The sequence below is a fragment of the Nocardia suismassiliense genome (assembly GCF_900269665.1).
Lineage (GTDB): Bacteria > Actinomycetota > Actinomycetes > Mycobacteriales > Mycobacteriaceae > Nocardia > Nocardia suismassiliense.
Genome location: NZ_LT985361.1, coordinates 6,118,863 through 6,137,993 on the forward strand (window position 1 = coordinate 6,118,863; position 19,131 = coordinate 6,137,993).

Below are 19,131 nucleotides of genomic sequence, written 5' to 3' on the forward strand. Positions count from 1 at the left end.
CCAGGCTTACGAACCAACTTTGAGGTGGCCTGGTCGACTTCATTACGGTTGTGTTACGACTCGATTGCGTCGATCCCCGGCACGGTGACGACGAAGCGGGCGCCGCCGCCCGGCCGATCGGTGCATTCGACCTGGCCACCGTGCTTGGTGACGGTCTCCGCGACCAGCGCGAGCCCGATACCGGTACCGGTCGCCGAGCGGCGTCCGCTGCGCGCGGTCGCGAAACGTTCGAAGATGCGCACCCGGTCCGGCGGCGGCACCCCTGGCCCCGCGTCGTCCACCACGATCACCGCGTCCCGGCCCGTGCGATCGGCGCGGACCGCGACGACGCCACCGCCGTGCAGATCGGCGTTGCGCAGGAGATTGCCGACCGCCCGCTCCAGTTCGAGCTTGCGGCCGCGCACCACGACGTCCTCGTCGATCGTCAGCAAGTCCGACGGATACCGGCGCTCGGCCAGCGTGTGCGTCAGCAGATCGCGCACCGACAGCGGCTCCATATCGCCGCGGTGCATGCCCGCCTCGACCCGCGCCAAGGCCAGCAGATCGTCCAGCAGCCGACGCAGATGATCGACCTCGTCGCTGACCAGACCCAGCGCGCGTTGCGACCGTTCCGGCAGATCCGTGCGATGCCGGTTGAGCACGTCGACACTGGCCGTCAGGGTGGTCAGCGGTGTACGCAGTTCATGGCTGACATCACCGAACAGCCGATGCTCGCGTTCGATCCGCCGCTGCAGCGAGTCGACCATGCTGTTGAACGACTCCACCGTGATGGCCAGATCCTGGTCGCGGGTGGTGGACAGGCGCAGATCCAGATCGCCGGAGGCGATCCTGGCCGCCGTGCCGGCCAGCTCGTGCAGCGGCGTCAGCACCCGTCTGCTCGCCCACCAGCCGACGGCCGCGCCGATCAGCGTCACCACCACGGCACAACCGATCAGCACATTGCGCAGCAGATCTAAATTCGACTCCAGGTCGGTGACGCCGGCCTGCGCGTGCTGCAGATAACTGCGGCTGATGGTGAACACCGACACGACCAGCACCAGCGACATGAGCGCGGTGATCGCCGCGAACATGGCCGTCACCCGGCCGCGCAGACTCCAGCGTTTCGGATCGAACCAGCGCTCAGCGCTGGACATCGAGGCGGTAGCCGAGGCCGCGCACGGTCACCACGATGCGCGGATCGGACGGGTCCTTCTCGATCTTGGTGCGCAGCCTGCGCATGTGCACGTCGACTATGCGCTCGTCGCCGAAAAATCCTTGGTCCCAGACTCGTTCGAGCAATACGGTGCGGCTCAGCACCCGGCCCGGCGCCTCGGCCAGCTCACACAGCAGCCGGAACTCGGTGAGCGTCAACCGGATCTCCTCGTCGCCGCGGCGGACCACGCCGCCGTCCTGCGCGAGCACCAGCGGAGCGTCAGGGTCGGCGTCGAGCACCATCTCCTGTGGTGCTTCGCGCTCGACGGTAGGCCGGGCCCGGCGACGGACCGCGCGCATGCGCGCGGTGATCTCTTTGATCTCAAAAGGTTTCGTCACGAAGTCGTCGGCGCCGGCTTCCAGCGCGGCCACCACATCGTGGGTATCGTCGCGGGCGCTGACCACGATGATCGGCACGTCGTGCTCGCGTCTGATCTCGCGGATGCAGTCGAAACCGTCCATACCGCCGAGCATCAGGTCGACGATCATGACATCGGGCACCCCGTTGCTGCGCAGATGGGTGAGCGCGTCCTCAGCCTCTTCGGCCTCTTCGACGTCGTAGCCTTCGTCCTCCATGGCGAGCCTAAGCGCCCCACGGACCCTATCGTCGTCTTCAACGATCATCAGGTTCGCGCTCACGACTGCGCCTCGCTGACGCTCGGCTCCGCCGTGACCGCGATGGCGGGTGCGCCAACTGTTCGCTCGCTACGCTCGCTCAAATACCTATCCTTTGCAGACACGCGGACACGCGTCGGCCTGTGCGGAAATTCGCATCCCCAGACCAACGCGACATTCCGCTGTTCGAGCCACCTTGCCGACCTTCCGAGTACCCGAACCAACCGTTCGGTAAACGTCGACTGGACGCTCGATCAGTAGCCATCGAGCCCTACCGGGGACGGTGCGACTCGCGCTGCCGTGACCCCTTCGGGCCAGCTGATCAGCGTCTGACTAGTTATCCACCATGGTCGGAATCGCACCGTTACGCAACCGTTACGTGACTCCCGACACATTCCCGCTACCAGCTATTCACCCGTTTCACCGCGAGGGTGTATCAGGGGCGATATTTGCTTGTCAGCGATCCTCGCGAGTCGGGCGTTCCAGGCGGTTGAAATTGCTCGGTGTCCCGTCCGCGCGACGATCCTGATAGCGAAAATGCAGGTGTCGCTCGTCGAAGGTGGCGAACCATTCGTCCCAATTCACCGGCCGCAGCACCGCTCCGCCGTACCCGGGGAAATCGAAGCGCAGCACCCTGAGCTGACCGTTGTCCTCACTGCCCGGCATGGTGGCCGGGCGCGCACCGCGCCGCTCGGCCCACTGCCGGATGATGTCGTGATTTCTGGTGACGCGTGTGCGCTCCACATTTCCGAAGCGCATGCGATCCATCCGCTCGGGCGACTGGATTTCCTGCGAGTATTTCGGCGACCTCGAGCTCCCCGATCCGGCGTACGGAGTCCGGGTGCCTAGTCGGTGTTCGTTCATAAACGAGCTCCCTGAGCCATCGGCATCGTATGTCCGGTTCCCTTTCACGTACCCGACCTCGGCTTCGGGCAAACCGGCTGTAGCGCACTCCACTGTCGAACCGGGCACATTCGGCGCGAAAAGCACTGACCGACAGCGCGTCTGTGAGCCGAGTCACCCGCAACAAGGTGGCGATCGCGGCTGATTCAGCCGGACGCGGCTGGGTAACGCCGAACGAAGGAGGCATACAGATGACCAGTCCCGTATCTCCCGAACCCAGTCCGGTCCCCCCGGCCCCCAATCCCGATCCCGTCCCGCCGNGGTGGCGCGGGTGTTCTGCCAGTAGCTGGTGTCCATCGCCATCCGCACGAGCCCGGTGTTGTCGGTCAGGCCGTCGGAGAGTTCGTTGAAGGCGAGCTTGGCGACGCGATCCAGGGTCACCGGCGGGGTCAGCGTCCGTACCGCGCCACCCCGGTTCGCCGCGGGCCGGCCCAGCGCGGCGTCCGGGGCGGCCGCCCAGGCGGCCCCCCCCCCCACCGCCCCGCGGCGGGCCCCGCGCACCCGGGCGCCAACCCGCCCCCCCCGCCCCGCCGGACCCGGTACCACCGGTGCCCGGTCCCGACCCGGCGCCGTCGCCGCCGGACCCCGGTCGCCCCGATCCGCTCCCGCCGGTCCCCGACCCCGGTTCGCCGTTCCCGCCGACCGACCCGGTGCCACCACCGACCGACCCGGTCCCGCCGAATCCGCTCTGAGCCGGGGCAATTCGGCGATCAGTCGCGTAAGGCCTGATCGCGCAACTGATTCAGGGTCTTCGACAGAATTCGCGAGACGTGCATCTGGGAAACCCCCAGCACGTCCGCGATCTGCGACTGCGTCTTGGACTCGAAGAACCGCATGATCAGCACCTGACGCTCGCGCTCGGGCAGCTCTTCGATCAGTGGCCGGACGGCGAGGTAGTCCTCCACCAGATGGTAGGAAGGTTCTTCCTCGCCAAGGCTTTCCAGCAGCGGCAACGGCGCGTTCTCGATATCGTCGCCGGCCACCGCGTCGATGGACGAGGACTGATAAGCGTTGCCGGCGATCAGCGCCTGGGTGACCTCGACGATGTCGACGTCCAGCTCGTCGGCGATCTCGCGGGCGCGCGGTATCCGGCCGAGCCGCTGCGACAACGCCTCCACGGTGGCCCCGATGCTGAGCTGAATCTCCTTGGTGCGCCGCGGTACTCGCACCGCCCAGGTGTTGTCCCGGAAATGCCTGCGCACCTCGCCCATGATGGTGGGCACCGCGAAGGCCAGGAACGACGAGCCGCGGGTGACGTCGAACCGGTCGGTCGCCTGCACCAGCCCGAGCCGGGCGACTTGCAGCAGATCATCGAAATTCTCACCGCGCCCGGCGAATTTACGCGCGATGTGCTCGGCGAGCGGCAGGCAGCGGCCGATCAGTTCTTCGCGCATCGTCTCGCGACGCGGGTCCCCTTGGTCCAGTGCGGCGATCTTCTCGAACAGCGGCTCGATGTTGTCGTAGCTGTCGCCGCGTGATCTCGATTCACCCGCCATCCGATGCCCCTCGTATCCAACTGAAGTCGACCACAGTGGGATACCCGGATAGGAAGCCGTCGAACGGCGCTTGCGCGGCGGCGATCGAATGGGTCAGCGTGCGCACGATGTGCCAGCCGAACCCCGCCTGCCCCACCACCGACTCCGAGGTGGCCACCGAGGCGACGTGCACGAACATTTGCCTGCTGTCATAGGTGAAGTCGCAGTCCAGGGTGGATCCGGGCACCGCGTCCAAGATCAGCGAGGTGGCGACCTCGTCGAGCGCGAGGCGGATGTCGGTGACCTCGTCGAGGGCGAAGTCGGCGATGAGGGCGACGGTCTCGGCGAGCGCGCGCAACATCGTCAACTGTTCCAGCTGCGCGGGGATTCGAACGCCGACCGTTGTTGTTTCCGTTGAGGATCGGGAAGTCGATTCCCCCATGCCCATCACCACCTTGCTCTCGCAGCCGAACCCGGTGCCGTCGGTGACCGTCCATCCGAGTTATTCCGGGCCGCCCGCACCCAGCGCCGCGACAGGCAACCACTTCGAGGCCGCAGCGCTCCTCATCGCTTCGGTCGTACCCGCCGCAGCGGGTACGAAACGTGCGTGCGGGCTCAGTCGGCGTCGATGCGCTCGTGTGCGGTCAGCAGGAGATGGTCGAATCGGGTGCGCAAGCCCGCCGTCGCGGTGGTGAGCGTGGTGAGGTCGGCGACCAGGCGCGAAGCCAAGGTGCGCAGCTTGATGTTGGTCTCCTGCGAGCGCCAGCTGAGCACCCGGAACGCCTGCTCGGAGCTGACGCCGTAGACCAGCATCACCGCGCCCTTGGCCTGTTCGATCACCGCACGGGAGGCCCACAGTTCGGGCAGCGCGTCGTCGAGAGCTTCTTGCCGATGGTGCTCGAGGGTGTCGGTCACGTCGATGTAGTACCCGGCGGTGCCCGCGACCTGCTCTCCCTCATCGAAGAGATGGTCGGCGACGACGATGATGTGGTGGACCTCGCCTGCGGTGTCGATGATCCGGTGCCTGCTGGAGAACGGTTCGCCGTGCTCGATGGATTTGGCCAGTGCGTTGGCGACCTGGGCGCGATCGTCGGGGTGTTTATGGGTCAGCAGCAAATCGGTGGTCGGCACCACGGTGCCCGGCGTATAACCGTGCATCGCGGCGACCTCGTCCGACCATTCCCAGCGCTGATCGGCGAACCAAAAGCGAAAACTACCGACACTCTGTGGTGTCCCCAATCCGATCACCCGGTCCAGCGCAAGCGAATCCTCGGGCTGGACCGGCCCCATTTCAGTCACAGCGCAAGTATCCGTCGTCGGCCTACGCCACGCGAACAGATCCGGCATCGCCACGCCGGAATGGGCGCCGCTCCTGCGTCGGTCGTTCCTCACGCGTCCAGTGCGGCGCGCATCGACGAATAATGATTGAACAGCGGCCGGACGCCGGAGACCTCGAGCGACCGCTCGATCGCGGGGCGACCGGCGACGATGCGGACATCGGTGCCTTCGCACGCGGCGCGCTGCCGGACCGAGCCGAGGGTGCTCGCGGCCCGCAGGCTCAGGAACCTGGCTGCGCGTAGATCGATCACCACGACGTGGCAGTTGGATCGAACGGCCTGTTCGACGGTGGCGAAGAACTGGGGGCAGGCCGCCGCGTCCAATTCGCCTTCGGCGCGGACCACCACACATTCGTGGCGGCGGTCTACGCGCTGTGCCCAGGAGTGATTGTCGTGGCTCGGCCCCGAACCATTCCGGTGCACGCCCTCTGCGTGCGAATGCAGAGCGGAACTAACGGACATAACTGAACCTCCCATATAAGGGGGGAAATTCCAGTTCCACGCAACACGTCCGGACGAGAAAAGAGAAGGGGGCGAACAACTGTCGCAACTGTGCGAATAGGTCGTCGCGACGATCCCATCGACCGGATTTCGGCGGGTGTGGTGCGCCAGGCGTCGAACCGGGGCGGCTGTAGTCTCAACCTCCCTCTAGTGTCGCATGGTCCGTTGCCGATGTCACAAATTCAGACACCACCGCAGGTCCACGGGGCACTGGCGCGATGGCCGCAGCGGATCTCTCGATGATCGTCTGCCCGCAATACGTACCGGCAAACAACCCGGATTGATGCCGTGGCGAGCGGGTAGGCCCTGCATATGGAAATACTGGTGATCATCGGAATCGCGGTGCTCGTCGGCGCCGTAGTCCTGTCGCGTAAATCGAAAGGCCGACGACCGAACGCCCCGGAATCGCCGGGCAACGACGGAAAGTAGGCGCGTGATGGCCGCTATGGACCCCGACCCGGCACGCACCCCCGATCTGGAGCGCGGCGGCGGCGTACCGCCGGGCTCCACGCCGCCGGAGACCGCACAGACCTCCGGCCTGTCCGCTCCCGAGCCGTCGACCAGCCATCACTTCCCCGGCACCGGCGTCGTCGCGATCATCGTGACGATCGTGCTGGTGGTCCTGTTCACCGCGGCCGCGCTCGGCATCATCGTATCGATGATCTGACTCCGCCGCGTATCACTCAGCGGGGTCAGGGGTTTCGTTCGCGCGCCGACGGGCATATCTGTGACATAGCCGAATTCCACACATGTCACGCGATGCCTGGTCGCGGGCACCGCGCAGCGCCGCCTTGTGCCCGTCGTGGTGAGAACGGAGCACATCGTGAAAATTGCCATGGTTTCCGAGAACGCCAGCCCACTCAGCACAACCGCGGTGACCGGCCAGCATATCCATGTCGCGGAATGGGCGGCGGCCTACGCGCGGCGCGGACACGAGGTCACCGTCTATCCCCGCCGCGATGATCCGAATCTGTTGCCGGAGTTGGTCACCGATGCGGGCTACCGTGTCGTCCACGTGAACGCCGGCCCGGCCGAACCGCTGCCCAGAGACCAAAGTCTGCCGCACCTCGGCGATTTCGGCACTTTCCTGCAGCGCCAGTGGGGGCTGGACACCCCGGACATCGTGCACGCGCACTTCTGGATGTCCGGCCTCGCTGCGGAATTGGCCGCACGCGCGCACGGGATTCCGGTGGTGGTCACCTTCCACGCGCTCGGCACCGTACGGCGCCGCCATCAGGGTCTGGCCGACACCAGCCCGCGCTCGCGCATCCGCTTCGAACGCCTGATCGCCGGGCGCGCAGCCCATATCGTGGCGACCTGCTCCGACGAGGTGATGGAGCTGACCAGGATGGGCATCCCCCGGTTCCGCATCTCGGTCGTGCCGAGCGGCGTGGATCTGTCCGCCTTCACCCCGGAGGGCCCGGTCGCCGAACGCGGGCAACGGCACCGCATGCACCGCGTGCTCTCGGTCGGCAGGTTGGTGCCGCGCAAGGGATTCGACGTCGCGATCAAGGCGCTGCAGGAGCTGCCGGACACCGAACTGGTGATCGCGGGCGGACCGGTCGGTGACGACATCGAGGACGACAGCGAGGGCAGGCGACTGCGCAGGCTGGCGATGGAATACGGTGTGCAGGACCGGCTTCGCATGCTCGGCCAGCTCCGCCGTAGCGAGCTGCCCCGCTGGTATCGGTCCGCCGACGTGGTGCTGAGCACGCCCTGGTACGAACCGTTCGGCATGGTGGCGCTGGAGGCGATGGCCTGCCGGAAACCGGTGGTGGCCACCGCGGTCGGCGGTCAGCTCGATACCGTCGTCGACGGGGTCACCGGCAGGCTCGTCGCACCGCCGGATCCGCTCACCGTGGCCAGGGCGGTCCGCCAGCTGCTCGAAGACCGGACCCTGCGCGAAACCTGGGGTGCGGCCGGGTACCAGCGCGCCGCCAGTCGTTATGCCTGGGATCAGGTCGCCCTCGAAACGCTCACCGCCTACCACCGGGCAGCGCCCGCGCACGCCGGGGAAGTCGTCTCGGCCCGCTGAACGCCGTCAGCTCGTTTCGTCGTCGGGCCGGCTCGTCCTGCGCCAGAACAGCGGCGCGATCAGCCACGCCACCAAGAACAGCACCGCGACGGCCACACCCGCCACCACCCCGTCGGCCGTCCCGGTGACCATGGTGACCACCAGCACCGTCGCCCCGATCAGCGCGATGCCGAGCAAGCCGACGCCCGCCATGGCGCAGCGATGCGCCGCGGCGACCACATTGCCGAGCCGGTGCCGCCGGAACAGGATTCGATGCCACGAGACCGGCGCGACCAGGAACACCGTCGCCCCGATCGCCGCGAACAAGGTCACCAGGTAGAGCACCCTGAGCCCATGTGACAACGACGCGAACGCGGGCTGGAACGGCACGATCAACAGGGCCGAGATCAGGAACTGGACACCCGTTTGCACCACCCGCAACTCTTGGATGAGATTGCTCCAATTGCGGTCCAGCCGTTCGATTTCGGTCTCACCGCGGACGGTGCGATTCCACTCGGCATCACTGCTCGGCACGGACGGCCCGCGCTTGCTCGGCCCCCGGGTAGCGTCCATCTCCGGTCATCTCCTACTCACCCCGTCCCAGCTGTGCACGGGCTGTTTCCGCAGGTATGGGGGTACCCGGTCTGCCGGGGATTAACCAGCCGGCCGTCGGGTACCACCCAACGCGCCGGGCCCGGCGAAAGCCGCCCGGGTCTTCGAAAACGCAATCCTGCCGTCAACTCGTCGGCAGTGGATGGCGAGCGTGCGTTTCGGAAACCCCGACGCGGGCACCCGGGCCATATGGAAGCTCCGACGACTGAAACGAACGGGGCGGCCGAACCGCTGAACGTTCTTGTCTGGCATGTGCACGGCCCCTGGCTCAATTCGTTTGTCCAGGGCAAGCATCGGTACCTGGTGCCGTATGACGGTCGCGACGGCGCGCCGGGAAGCGAATGGGCGCGCGGTCGCTGCGGTCGGCCTTGGCCCAACGCCCGCGACATCGCACCGGCCGATCTCGCCGGCGAGAACATCGATGTCGTTGTGCTGCAACGCCCCGGCGAACTCGACCTGGTCGCGGAATGGCTGGGCAGATCACCCGGCGCCGACCTGCCCGCGGTCTACGTCGAGCACGAAACTCCGCGTGAGCACGCGGCGCTCACCCGGCATCCGCTGGCCGACCGCACCGACATACCGCTGGTCCACGTCACCCCCTTCAACCGGCTGATGTGGGACAACGGCCGATGTCCCACCACCGTCATCCCGCACGGCGTGCGCGACCCCGGTCTGCTGTACACGGGCGAACTCCCCAGGGCCGCAACGATCATCAACGACCCGATCGCCCGCCGGCGGATCACCGGCACCGACCTGCTCGCCCCGCTCTCGCTGGCCGCGCCGATCGACGTGTACGGCACCGGCACCGAAGACCTGCCCAACGCCTTGCAGGTACCGCCCGAACGGGTCTGCGGCGCAGGCGATTTGGTCCAGGACCGGCTGCACGCCGAGCTGGCGCGCCGCCGGGTGTTCGTGCATACGCCGCGCTGGACGTCGCTGGGCTTATCGGTGATCGAGGCGATGTACCTCGGGATGCCGATCGTCGCGCTCGGCACGACCGAGGCTTCCGCGTCGATCCCCGCCGACGCGGGCGTGGTCTCCACCGAGCCGGACATTCTCGCCGAGGCGATCCGGCAGTTCCTGCACGAACCGGTGTTCGCCGAGCTGACCGGTAAAGCCGCACGACATTGGGCGCAGGCCAATTTCGGCATTGCGCAGTTCCTCGACCGCTGGGACGCGGTGCTCGCCGAGAGTACCGCCGCGCACCAGACGTTGCGGACGCGATGAGCCGCCATGTCCTGGTGGCGCGGCTGGACAGCGCCGGTGATGTCCTGCTCGCCGGACCCGCCGTGCGCGCGGTCGCCCGGGTCGCCGGCACCGTGACCTTTCTCGCGGGTCCGCGCGGCAGTTCGGCCGCCGCGCTGCTGCCCGGCATCGACCGGGTACTCCAGTTCGAGGCGCCCTGGCTGGACGCCGATCCGCCGCCGCTGACCCACGCGTCCGTGCGCGCCCTGATCGAATGCCTGCGCATGCTCGCGCCGGACGAAGCGATCATCAGCACCTCGCAGCACCAGTCCCCGCTGCCGCTCGCGCTGATCCTGCGGATGGCGGGCGTGCCGCGGATCAGCGCGATCACCACCGATGAGGCCGGGTCGCTGCTGGATGTCCGTCATCGAGTGAAAGACGATATGCCGGAACAGATTCGCGCCTTGTCGCTGGCTGTCGCGGCAGGCTATCCGCCCGCCGGTCATCGGCTGCGGGTCCGCGACGATCTGCCCGAGGTCGACGAATTGACCGGTGGCCCAGGCTATGTCGTGCTACATCCCGGTGCCACCGAGCCCTCCCGCCGGATGTCGGCGACGCGCAGCAGGCAGGTGGCCGCGGCGCTGGTCGACGCGGGGCACCGCGTGGTGGTGACCGGCAGCGCGGCCGAGCGAGCGCTCACCGATGCCGTCGCCGACGGGCAGGCCCGCGACCTCGGGGGTGCCACCGATCTGGCCGGTCTGGCCGCCGTGCTCCGTGATGCCGACGCGGTGGTCGCACCGAACACCGGCGCCGCTCCGCTGGCTGCCGCGGTGGCGACGCCCGTAGTTTCGCTGTTCGCACCGGTGGTCCCGGCGCGGCGCTGGGCGCCTTACGGCGTGCCGACCGTGGTGCTCGGTGATCAGTCCGCACCATGCGGCAGGCACGGCCTCGACGCCATCCCGGACTTCGCGATCGTCTCCGCGACCGAGCAGGTGCTTCGCGCCGCCGATTGAGCCCCGCTCGTCCGGGTATGCGTTCGAATGCCCCCTCTGACGGTGGTTGGACCAGAAAGGACCCCCTATGCTTCCCGGACCGGACGAAACGACCACGGGTCACGGCGGTGCCGAGCACCACGGACGTCCCGACGACAATTTCCCGGATTACACCCGTACCTCGCGCGCCCACGTCGGTGAATCCATCGAGGACGCACGCAATTGGCCGGGCATCATCCTGGTGGCAATCGGACTGGTCGGCCTCGGGCTGACGCTGACCGCCGCAGGCTACGGCTTCGAGGGCTGGGCCATCATCGGCGCCATCGCCACCGTGGCCTGCATGGTGGCGGGCGTGCTCATCATCGTGCTCGAGCACCGTCGCCTCAAGAATCGGGCGGGCCTCGGCCTCACCGACCAGGCCGGCCATTGATTGGTCATATCGCACCCGGGTATTGCGCATCATGACGCCGCCGACCGCGGCGGCCTTCGTCTGAGGAGAAGACATGACCCGACATCGCCATCGGCCGATGGTGCGTGCACTGCTGCTCTCCGGTGCGCTCGCCGCGGCCCCGCTGCTCGCCGCGTGTTCGGACGACAAGGATCCGGCGGCACCCGCCACCCCCGACAACACGGTCATGCTGACCATGCCGTCGACGACGGCCCAGGTGCCCGACCCGGACGATCAAGTGTCCGACGCTGCGGCGAAACAGCTGTGCGACATGATGCGTCCGGAAATCGACAACTGGCGCACCGAGGGTGCGGCGCTGGGCCGAGTGGCCTTCAACGGCACCGTGCACAACTGGGCAGCCCGCAACGGCGGCCTCAACGACACCGTGCTGAAGGACCGCGGCGTCATCGACAAGATCACCACCCAGCACTGCCCGGACGTGCGCCAGCAGGCGCTCGAGGTACTCGATACCTCTGACCTCGCAGGCGCGCTCGCCGGATTCGGAGGCTGACGATGAGCAGAACCACCACCTCGCTCTGCGTGTTCGCACTGGCCACCGCCTTTTTCGTGGGCGGCTGCGGTGACGAGCCGGAGAAACTCGTCAACAAGGGCGGCGATACGCCGTGCAACGAGTTCACCGCGCAGGATCCGGACAAGCAGCGGATCACCGTAACCAAGTTCCTCGAGCAAGAACGCGGCGGCGAGGCGCCGTCCACGCAGGACCAGACCGTGGACGCGTCGATCGCGGCGATCAAGTTGATGTGCACGGCTCAGGCGAATCCGGATACCCCGATCAAGAAGGCCGACCTGACCGGCATTCTGGTCCCGAAGTAAACACGCAGGCACGAACGAGGCGAGGACATGACATCGCGTCATCATAGAAACGTTGTGGAACTGCTTGTTCTGCAACACAATCGGATGCGCGAGCTGTTAGAGGAGATGCAGTCCACGGCGGGCCCGGAGCGCAGGGAGTCGTTCGAGGAGTTCGTCCGCTGGCTCGCGGTGCACGAGGCCACCGAGGCAGAGTTGATGCAGGACACCGCTATGTCGTGGTGAGCAACTTCAGCACCGTGTCCACCGGCAGCGCCGGCGAGCGATGGCCGTCCCGGCCGACCATCGTCTCGCCGGCGAACAGCACGTTCACCACGGCCTCCTCGACCACCTGGACGATCGCGTCGTAGAACGGGTTGAGCTGACCCCACGGGATGAATGTCAGCTGTTCGTAAGGGCTTTCGCCGTTGGGGAAGGTACTGGTGAGCGCGCCCTCGTTGGCGGTGGAGAAGGTCAGGAAGATGTCGCCGGAGAAGTGTGACCCGGTGGTGCCGGTGCGCGCGAGACCGAGCGGCACCCGGCGCGACATCGCGGTCAGCTGCCCCGGCAGCAGCGGCGCGTCGGTCGCGACGACGACGATGACCGAGCCGGAACCCGCCGGGGCGGCCCACTCCCCCAGCGGATCGTCCTCGGCCAGCACCTCACCCAGTGGCACGCCGCGGATCGTAAGTTCCTTGCGGGCACCGAAATTCGCTTGCACGAAGGCACCGACGGTGTAGGTGTCCTTGCCGTACTCGACGCGGCGCGACGCGGTGCCGCTACCGCCCTTGAATCCGTAACAGTTCATTCCGGTGCCGCCGCCGACGCTGCCCTCGGCGATCGGCCCACCCGCAGCGGTCTCGATGGCCGCCATCGCATCGGCCGACGTGACGTGCGCACCGTTGATGTCGTTGAGGTAGCCGTCCCAGGTTTCGGCGACCACCGGCAGCGACCAGTCGTCGGGTAGCTCCGGAAACGCCTCGACCAGCCAGTCGATGATCCCCCGGTGACAGGTGCCGACCGCATGAGTGTTGGTGATCAGGATGGGCAGCGCCAGCGAACCCGTCTCGGTGAGCCAGACGGTGCCGGTCATCTCGCCGTTGCCGTTGAGCGAATACCAGCCCGCGGCACACGGCGTGAATACCCGCTCGCGGCCGCGCGGCAGGATCGCCGTGACGCCGGTGCGCACGTCCTCGCCGCGAATGAGGGTGGTGTAACCGACCTCGACGCCGGGCACGTCGGTGATAGCGTTCAATTCCCCAGTGGCTCCAGGGAATTGCAGCCCGAACTCCCGCGCACGCACATTCATGGGATGATCCTAAAGAAAGAAACCGACCGCCGCGCGGTTATCCGGCCAGTTTTCAGACATCGAGCTCGGGTTTGCCCGGTCGCGGACCGGTTATGCCGGGACTATGACGCCACTATGGTTGAACGACGCCGAGGTTCCCGCGCGGTTGCGATTGACGCCCGGATCACGCTTCGACACCGTCGTGATCGGCGGCGGTCTCACCGGACTGGTGACCGCGCTGCTGCTCGCCGAGAGCGGCGTCCAGGTGGCGGTCGTCGAGGCCAAACGGGTCGGCGCGGGCACCACCGGCGCCAGCACCGCCAAGATCAGCCTGCTCCAGGGCACCAGGGCACAGCAGATCCGAAAGCGCCATTCCGTGGGCACGCTCCGCGACTATGTGGCGGCGAATCGCGAAGGGCAGCAATGGTTGTTGCGGTTCTGCGCCGAGCACGGCGTCGCCGTACAACATCAGGCGGCACTCACCTACGCGCAGTCCGAAGACGAAATCGGCAAGGTGCGTGCGGAATTCGACGCGACCCGGGCGGCGGGCCTACCCACCGAGCTCGTCGACGAGCTCGACGTCCCCTTCCCGAACCACGGTGCGGTGCGGCTGGCCGACCAGGCCCAGGCCGACCCCATGGCCGTTCTCGCCGCGCTCGCGGCCCAGGTCGAGTCGCATGCGGCGCCGATCTACGAGTCGACCACTGTGCGCGGCGTGCACAGTGGTCACAACGGCGAGCTCACCGTGGAGACCGAACACGGTGACCTGGGCGCGCGTACCGTCGTCTTGGCAACGGGCACACCCATACTCGATCGCGGCGGGTTCTTCGCCAGGCTCACCGCACAGCGTTCCTACCTGGCCGCTTTCCGGCTGGACGAACCGATGCCGCGCGACATGTACATCAGTGCGGGGCAACCCACCCGCTCGATGCGGTACGCGCCGACGCCGGACGGGGACGTGCTGCTGGTCGGCGGCAACGGTCATCCCGTCGGACGCACGAAGTCCGAGCGCGCGAAGGTCGACGATCTGCTCAGCTGGACGCGGACCTGGTTCCCCACGGCGCAACCCATGCAGGAATGGTCGGCGCAGGACTACTCGCCGGTCGGCGAACTGCCCTATGTCGGGCCGCTGCTGCCGGGCCGGGAGAACATCCTGCTCGGCACCGGGTACGCGAAGTGGGGCCTCACCAACGGCGTCGCCGCCGCCTTGGCGCTGGCCGGTCGGATCACCGGCAAGTCACCGCACTGGGCGGAGGCGCTCGCCAGCTGGCGGCCGAACGAACTCAAGGCGCTGCCGTCCGCCGCCCTCGCGAACGGCGCTGTCGCGCAACAACTCACGACCGGCTGGCTGCGCGTGACCACCCACGCCTCCGATCAGGTCCCGGCGGAGGGCTGCGGCACCGTCGAACGACACGGCCTGCGCCCCACCGCGACCTGCACGGTCGACGGCACCACCACCGAGCTGTCCGCCGTCTGTCCGCACCTCTACGGAATCGTGCGCTGGAACGACGCCGAGCGCTCCTGGGACTGCCCGCTGCACGGTTCCCGATTCGCCCCCGACGGCACCCTGCTGGAAGGACCCGCCACCAAGCCGCTCACTCCGCTCAGCCCACCACGGCCGTCGTGAAAGCCTGACCGGACATAGCAAATTCTTGCCTATCGGGCTCACGACGCGGCCCGATCCGCCCTACGGCCGTTAGCGTGGGAGACGTGGTCACGCTGACACGGTCGGCTCAGGGCGCTGCGGCAGATTCACCAGCTTCCCTCGACCGATCGCCCAGTGGCACAGCACCACTGAACGGCGGGGAGGCCCGCGCGGGTTACTGCGGCAGCGGTTCCGCGCGGGTCAAAATCTGGTCGACGGTCTGCTCGACGGTGAGATCGGAAGTGTCCAGCCACAATCCGATGCGCGGGGTGGTCTGCCGCAAGGCGGAGTCCAGGTCGGCCACGCTGAACGTGCCGTACGCTTCCTTGCCCCGGGCGGCTTCCCGGGCGGCAACGGCGTACGGTCGCGGCGCCAGCACCACCACGTACAACGGCCGCGTCTCGATCTGATCGATGGTGTACTGCAACAACTCTCCGAGCACGGTGTCCTGCAGCACCGCGGTGAAACCGGCCTCCGCGTAGGCGTCGGCGGCGTTCGCCGCGAGCCGATGCCGCAAACAGAGCTGCCGCAGCGCCTCCTGCGAAGGCTCCCTGCTCATTTCGTCCCGGCCACCGACGATGAACCTTCGAAAAGTGTCACCCCGAACATGCGCCGACCGCGGCAGTCGCTCGGCTAACGCCTGCGCCACAGTCGACTTCCCCGCCGCCTGAATGCCAGTAATGAGGAAGACCGAAGGTGTCATGCTGATCATAATTGCACTGGATGCAAGTGAGTATCAGGTGAGGCGGCGGATACCTCACCCCGGGGAGCCATGCCCGGAAGCGGATCGGTGGTTACGATCAAGCCATTGTCGAAACTTGGCCTTCATCAGCGGCCGTTGCCAGAATCCGACCAGGAGGCCAGTTGACGATCTTCCGCAGTGTCATCGGAGTGCAGTTGTTGCTGACCAAGGGCGAACGCGTCCTGCTCGCGCGGCGGCGGAATACCGAGTTCGGCGACGGGGAATGGAACGCTCCCGGCGGGCGGCTGGATGCCGGGGAGGACGTGCTCACTGCGGTTATTCGGGAGGCCGAAGAGGAGATCGGGGTGCAGGTGGAGCGCGAGCACGTCCAGATGGTCGCCTCGATGCACATCCAGTCCCCGCCTGGTCAGGCCTTGATCGTATTCATCTTCCAAGCCGATACCTGGTCCGGCGAACCGTGGAACCGGGAACCCGAACGCTGCTCGGAACTGCGCTGGTTCGACGTCGGCGACATCCCGGACGACACCATCCTCAGCACCCGCGCCGGGCTGGACATGTTCCGCGACAACGAACACTTCGGCCTGTACGGCTGGCCCGAGCACGCCGCCCTGCGGTAGGGACGGCGGTCAGAGCAGGGTGCCGCCGGACGCGTCGATGTAGGAGCCGGTGATCCAGCGAGCGTCCTCGGACGCGACGAAGGCCACCACGTCGGCGATATCGGATACCTCGCCGACCCGGTTGAAGGCGGACCAGGCCGACATCTCGGCGACGGTGTCCGGGTCATCGAACACCGGATCACCGTTGTTGGTGACGCCCGGGGCGACCGTGTTGATGGTGATGCCGCGGGGCGCGATGTGCAGGGCCAGTTGCAGGGTGATCTGCTCCATGGCGCCCTTGCTCATCGCGTAGCAGATCTGCGACGGCAGCGAGGTCCTGGTCATGCCGGAGGAGATGTTGATGATCCGGCCACCGGAGGTCATCGAGCTCAGTGCGCGCAGGGTGAGATAGAACGGCGCCTTGGTGTTGACCGCGATGTGCCGATCGAACATCTCCGGCGTGACGTCCTCGGGCATCGTGCCGGTGAATCCGGCGTGCGCCGCGTTGTTCACCAGGATGTCCAGCCGCACGGTGCCGGTCCGGGTGAGCAGTTCCGGTTCCAGCTGCGCGAACAACTCCGAGATCGCCTCGGGCGCACCGAGTTCGGCGCGCACCAAAAAGGCGTGTCCGCCTGCCGCCTCGATCAGCCGGACGGTCTCTTTACCCGCCCCCTCGTTGGTCGAATAGTGCACCGCGACCAGCGCACCGTCCCGCGCCAGCCGGCAGGCGATGCCGCGTCCGATACCACGGCTGGAACCGGTGACCAGGGCCACTTTGCCCTGCAACTTGCCCATGACTTCCCCTCCGCTACTACGGTTTGTAGTACATAGTAGCGAAGTACACCAACGGGACAATCCCGGCGAACCGTGCCGAATGCCACAGGCGAAAGCTGTTGCGGGGAGACCGATCGTCTGCGTGTCAGCCGGCCGGAGCCGCGCGGAAGGTGAGGTAGCTCGGCTGCTCGGGGTCGAGCACAATGGCCTGACCGGTGATCGTGCGCCGCAGCCACGGCGGGATCAGGTGCCGGGGAAAGCTGCTGCGGCTCACCGCAACCCGTAGTCGATGGCCGGCCCGCACCAGCGCTTCGGTGGGGTTGATCTCGATGTCGACCACGAACGGCACGCCGGGCGTCACCGGCAGCGCGGACTCGGCGGTGAGGGTATGCAGCGGGAACAACAGCTCGCCGTCGACGTACTCACTGCCTGCGGCGTCGATCGCTCGCAGACTGGACAGCAACGCGCCACGGGTGAGCGGCACCGACGCGCCATCCGGCTCGACGTCACACACGGTCACCGACCAAAAGGCGTCCATGCCTTCGGCTTCCACGTTGAGGTGCAGGTTCATCGGGCCGGACAGGACGGTGTCCGCGGTGAACGGCGCACTGGTGAACGTGACGGCGCCCGCCTCGGCATGCCGGTCATCGGTGCCGAACCGACGCCCGAACAGCAGCGTCACGCCCATGCTCATGACGCCGGTGTTGTTGGACGCCATCCGAATTCGCCCGGTGGGCAGCGGTAGTCGCGATTCGAGCTCGGTGGGCGCCGAGGACAGTCCCGCGTCGGTACCGGCATGCGCTGCCACACCGGTGATCTCGGCGTTCAAGTAGAGCCGTTGCCGCGTGGCCGCGGGATCCGGGAACACCGGGTGCCGCAACCACCGACCGTCGCCCTGCCTGCGCACCGTGACCGGACCGTAGCGATCGATGCCGTTGTCGATGTCCTTGACCCACCGGTCGAACCAGGCGCATTGCAGCTCGTCGATCGCCTGCGGACTGTCGGGCGCACCCAACCCCGAACCGACGGTGAGATGGTAGGAGTCGTCGACCACGACCTGTTTTGCCCCGCCGGACAACGGGATTCGATCGAACATCCGGAAGTTCGAGCGGTTGTAGACGTCGTGCCACCCGCCGTGGATCCAGGTCGGTGCCGTGATGTCCTCGAAGCGCGCCAGCTTGCCCGCCCACATCGGATTGAGGAAGCTGTCGGGATGTCGTTCGGTGAGCCCGATGTCGATCGCGTGCCGCACCCAACCGGCCGGATCGGCGATCCGGTCACGCAGGAACTGACCGGTCATGCCCGCGCGCAGCAGGCCGGGCACCGACGGTAGCCATTTCGAACCGGTGACGGCGAGAATCCACAGCAGCATGCCCGGCGTCGGCACGCCCCCGGTCAGGCCGAGCTCGCGCATCGGGTCCTCCCCCGCCTCGATGGCGAACACGGCGCGCAGGCCCTCCGGTCGCAGGCCCGCGGTGATCAGTGCGGCGATGGCGCCGTACGAAATACCGGTCACCGCGAAATCGCCGTTGCACCAGGGCTGTTCGCGCACCCACGCGATCGCCTCCAGATAGTCCTGCTGCTCCCGCGGCTGGAAGAAATCCCAGCTTCCCGTCGAGGTGCCGGTGCCACGCACGTCGATCATCAGGCCGACGTAGCCGCGGCGGACCGCCGTTCGGTTGATCACGAACGGTTCCAGAATGCCGCCCGCGGGCGTGTGCAGTACGTCGCGCGCGGTGAACCGCCGGCGATCCGAGGAACCCACCCGATGGCCGAGGGCGCGCAGAGTGTCGTTCCAGCGCATGCCGTGCCGGTTGAGCATCTTGTTGTACGGGGTGAAGTTGATGATGGCGGGCAGCGGCTCCCGCGCGGGACCGGAGCCGTCGCCGGGTCGCAGGATGTCGGCCGTGAGGATGGCCCCGCCCGACATCGGAATGGGAACGGTGGTGGCGCCGAACAACTTCGGATACCGGACGGGCCCGATATCGAACCGATGATTCGGCGGCACCGGCGCCGCGGGGGTGGTCAGCGGCTCGGCCATG

22 protein-coding genes are annotated in these 19,131 nt (G+C 67.4%); 10 read left to right on the top strand and 12 right to left on the bottom strand.

What is annotated here, in order from left to right; genetic code table 11:
- Positions 1–53 precede the first annotated feature (53 nt).
- The 7 genes from DBO33_RS27065 to DBO33_RS27100 form a co-directional block, all read right to left on the bottom strand.
- Positions 54–1,133, bottom strand: coding sequence for a HAMP domain-containing sensor histidine kinase (locus tag DBO33_RS27065; protein ID WP_107657595.1), 1,080 nt, complete (start codon positions 1,131–1,133; stop codon positions 54–56).
- Positions 1,120–1,830: a response regulator transcription factor gene (locus DBO33_RS27070; protein ID WP_107657596.1), complete on the bottom strand. Its 711-nt coding sequence runs from the start codon at positions 1,828–1,830 to the stop codon at positions 1,120–1,122. Before DBO33_RS27070 ends, DBO33_RS27065 begins: the two co-directional genes overlap by 14 nt.
- 432 nt (positions 1,831–2,262) lie before the next feature.
- Positions 2,263–2,565 carry a hypothetical protein gene (locus tag DBO33_RS27075; RefSeq protein WP_234391062.1) on the bottom strand — a complete coding sequence of 101 codons (303 nt, stop codon included), beginning with the start codon at positions 2,563–2,565 and terminating at the stop codon, positions 2,263–2,265.
- 854 nt (positions 2,566–3,419) lie between these two features.
- Positions 3,420–4,205 carry an RNA polymerase sigma factor SigF gene (locus tag DBO33_RS27085; protein ID WP_107657598.1) on the bottom strand — a complete coding sequence of 262 codons (786 nt, stop codon included), beginning with the start codon at positions 4,203–4,205 and terminating at the stop codon, positions 3,420–3,422.
- Complete coding sequence (locus tag DBO33_RS27090; protein ID WP_199856772.1) at positions 4,195–4,626, bottom strand: ATP-binding protein; 432 nt, start codon at positions 4,624–4,626, stop codon at positions 4,195–4,197. The genes DBO33_RS27085 and DBO33_RS27090 overlap by 11 nt, the downstream gene beginning before the upstream one ends.
- Before the next feature lie 173 nt (positions 4,627–4,799).
- Positions 4,800–5,474 (bottom strand): PAS and ANTAR domain-containing protein, encoded by a 675-nt coding sequence (locus DBO33_RS27095; protein WP_107657600.1) that lies wholly within the window; start codon positions 5,472–5,474, stop codon positions 4,800–4,802.
- Positions 5,475–5,572: 98 nt separating this feature from the next.
- The gene (locus DBO33_RS27100; protein WP_107657601.1) at positions 5,573–5,983 is read right to left on the bottom strand and encodes an STAS domain-containing protein; all 411 of its coding nucleotides are present in this window, start codon (positions 5,981–5,983) and stop codon (positions 5,573–5,575) included.
- A gap of 475 nt (positions 5,984–6,458) precedes the next feature.
- Here DBO33_RS27100 and DBO33_RS27105 point away from each other — a divergent pair, with 475 nt between their 5' ends.
- Positions 6,459–6,689: a DUF6480 family protein gene (locus DBO33_RS27105; RefSeq protein ID WP_107657602.1), complete on the top strand. Its 231-nt coding sequence runs from the start codon at positions 6,459–6,461 to the stop codon at positions 6,687–6,689.
- 156 nt (positions 6,690–6,845) lie between these two features.
- Positions 6,846–8,057, top strand: coding sequence for a glycosyltransferase (locus DBO33_RS27110; protein WP_199856773.1), 1,212 nt, complete (start codon positions 6,846–6,848; stop codon positions 8,055–8,057).
- A gap of 6 nt (positions 8,058–8,063) precedes the next feature.
- Here DBO33_RS27110 and DBO33_RS27115 read toward each other — a convergent pair whose 3' ends face one another.
- Positions 8,064–8,609 carry a DUF6328 family protein gene (locus DBO33_RS27115; protein ID WP_107657604.1) on the bottom strand — a complete coding sequence of 182 codons (546 nt, stop codon included), beginning with the start codon at positions 8,607–8,609 and terminating at the stop codon, positions 8,064–8,066.
- Between the two features lie 228 nt (positions 8,610–8,837).
- Between DBO33_RS27115 and DBO33_RS27120 the strand changes: the two genes are divergently transcribed.
- From DBO33_RS27120 to DBO33_RS43085, 6 genes are all read left to right on the top strand, one after another.
- Positions 8,838–9,875, top strand: coding sequence for a glycosyltransferase (locus tag DBO33_RS27120; RefSeq protein ID WP_107657605.1), 1,038 nt, complete (start codon positions 8,838–8,840; stop codon positions 9,873–9,875).
- Positions 9,872–10,846, top strand: a complete 975-nt coding sequence (locus DBO33_RS27125) for a glycosyltransferase family 9 protein (RefSeq protein WP_107657606.1) — start codon at positions 9,872–9,874, stop codon at positions 10,844–10,846. Before DBO33_RS27120 ends, DBO33_RS27125 begins: the two co-directional genes overlap by 4 nt.
- A gap of 67 nt (positions 10,847–10,913) precedes the next feature.
- Positions 10,914–11,255, top strand: coding sequence for a hypothetical protein (locus DBO33_RS27130; protein WP_199856774.1), 342 nt, complete (start codon positions 10,914–10,916; stop codon positions 11,253–11,255).
- A 73-nt stretch (positions 11,256–11,328) separates the two neighbouring features.
- The gene (locus DBO33_RS27135) at positions 11,329–11,784 is read left to right on the top strand and encodes a hypothetical protein (RefSeq protein WP_107657607.1); all 456 of its coding nucleotides are present in this window, start codon (positions 11,329–11,331) and stop codon (positions 11,782–11,784) included.
- A 2-nt stretch (positions 11,785–11,786) separates the two neighbouring features.
- Positions 11,787–12,107: a hypothetical protein gene (locus DBO33_RS27140; RefSeq protein ID WP_107657608.1), complete on the top strand. Its 321-nt coding sequence runs from the start codon at positions 11,787–11,789 to the stop codon at positions 12,105–12,107.
- Positions 12,108–12,191: 84 nt separating this feature from the next.
- The gene (locus tag DBO33_RS43085) at positions 12,192–12,329 is read left to right on the top strand and encodes a hypothetical protein (RefSeq protein WP_159080564.1); all 138 of its coding nucleotides are present in this window, start codon (positions 12,192–12,194) and stop codon (positions 12,327–12,329) included.
- Here DBO33_RS43085 and DBO33_RS27145 read toward each other — a convergent pair.
- Positions 12,316–13,392: a DmpA family aminopeptidase gene (locus tag DBO33_RS27145; protein WP_107657609.1), complete on the bottom strand. Its 1,077-nt coding sequence runs from the start codon at positions 13,390–13,392 to the stop codon at positions 12,316–12,318. The genes DBO33_RS43085 and DBO33_RS27145 overlap by 14 nt on opposite strands.
- Before the next feature lie 103 nt (positions 13,393–13,495).
- Between DBO33_RS27145 and DBO33_RS27150 the strand changes: the two genes are divergently transcribed.
- Positions 13,496–14,998, top strand: coding sequence for an FAD-dependent oxidoreductase (locus DBO33_RS27150; protein ID WP_107657610.1), 1,503 nt, complete (start codon positions 13,496–13,498; stop codon positions 14,996–14,998).
- Positions 14,999–15,191: 193 nt separating this feature from the next.
- Here the strand turns inward: DBO33_RS27150 and DBO33_RS27155 are convergent, their stop codons facing one another.
- Positions 15,192–15,728 carry an AAA family ATPase gene (locus tag DBO33_RS27155; protein WP_107657611.1) on the bottom strand — a complete coding sequence of 179 codons (537 nt, stop codon included), beginning with the start codon at positions 15,726–15,728 and terminating at the stop codon, positions 15,192–15,194.
- Positions 15,729–15,880: 152 nt separating this feature from the next.
- Here DBO33_RS27155 and DBO33_RS27160 point away from each other — a divergent pair, with 152 nt between their 5' ends.
- Positions 15,881–16,336 (top strand): NUDIX domain-containing protein, encoded by a 456-nt coding sequence (locus tag DBO33_RS27160; RefSeq protein ID WP_107657612.1) that lies wholly within the window; start codon positions 15,881–15,883, stop codon positions 16,334–16,336.
- Between the two features lie 9 nt (positions 16,337–16,345).
- Here the strand turns inward: DBO33_RS27160 and DBO33_RS27165 are convergent, their stop codons facing one another.
- Both DBO33_RS27165 and DBO33_RS27170 read right to left on the bottom strand, forming a co-directional pair.
- Positions 16,346–17,110, bottom strand: coding sequence for an SDR family oxidoreductase (locus tag DBO33_RS27165; RefSeq protein ID WP_107657613.1), 765 nt, complete (start codon positions 17,108–17,110; stop codon positions 16,346–16,348).
- Between the two features lie 124 nt (positions 17,111–17,234).
- Entirely contained in the window at positions 17,235–19,130 is a 1,896-nt protein-coding gene (locus DBO33_RS27170; RefSeq protein WP_107657614.1) for a CocE/NonD family hydrolase, read from the bottom strand.
- Between the last annotated feature and the right edge of the window lies 1 nt (position 19,131).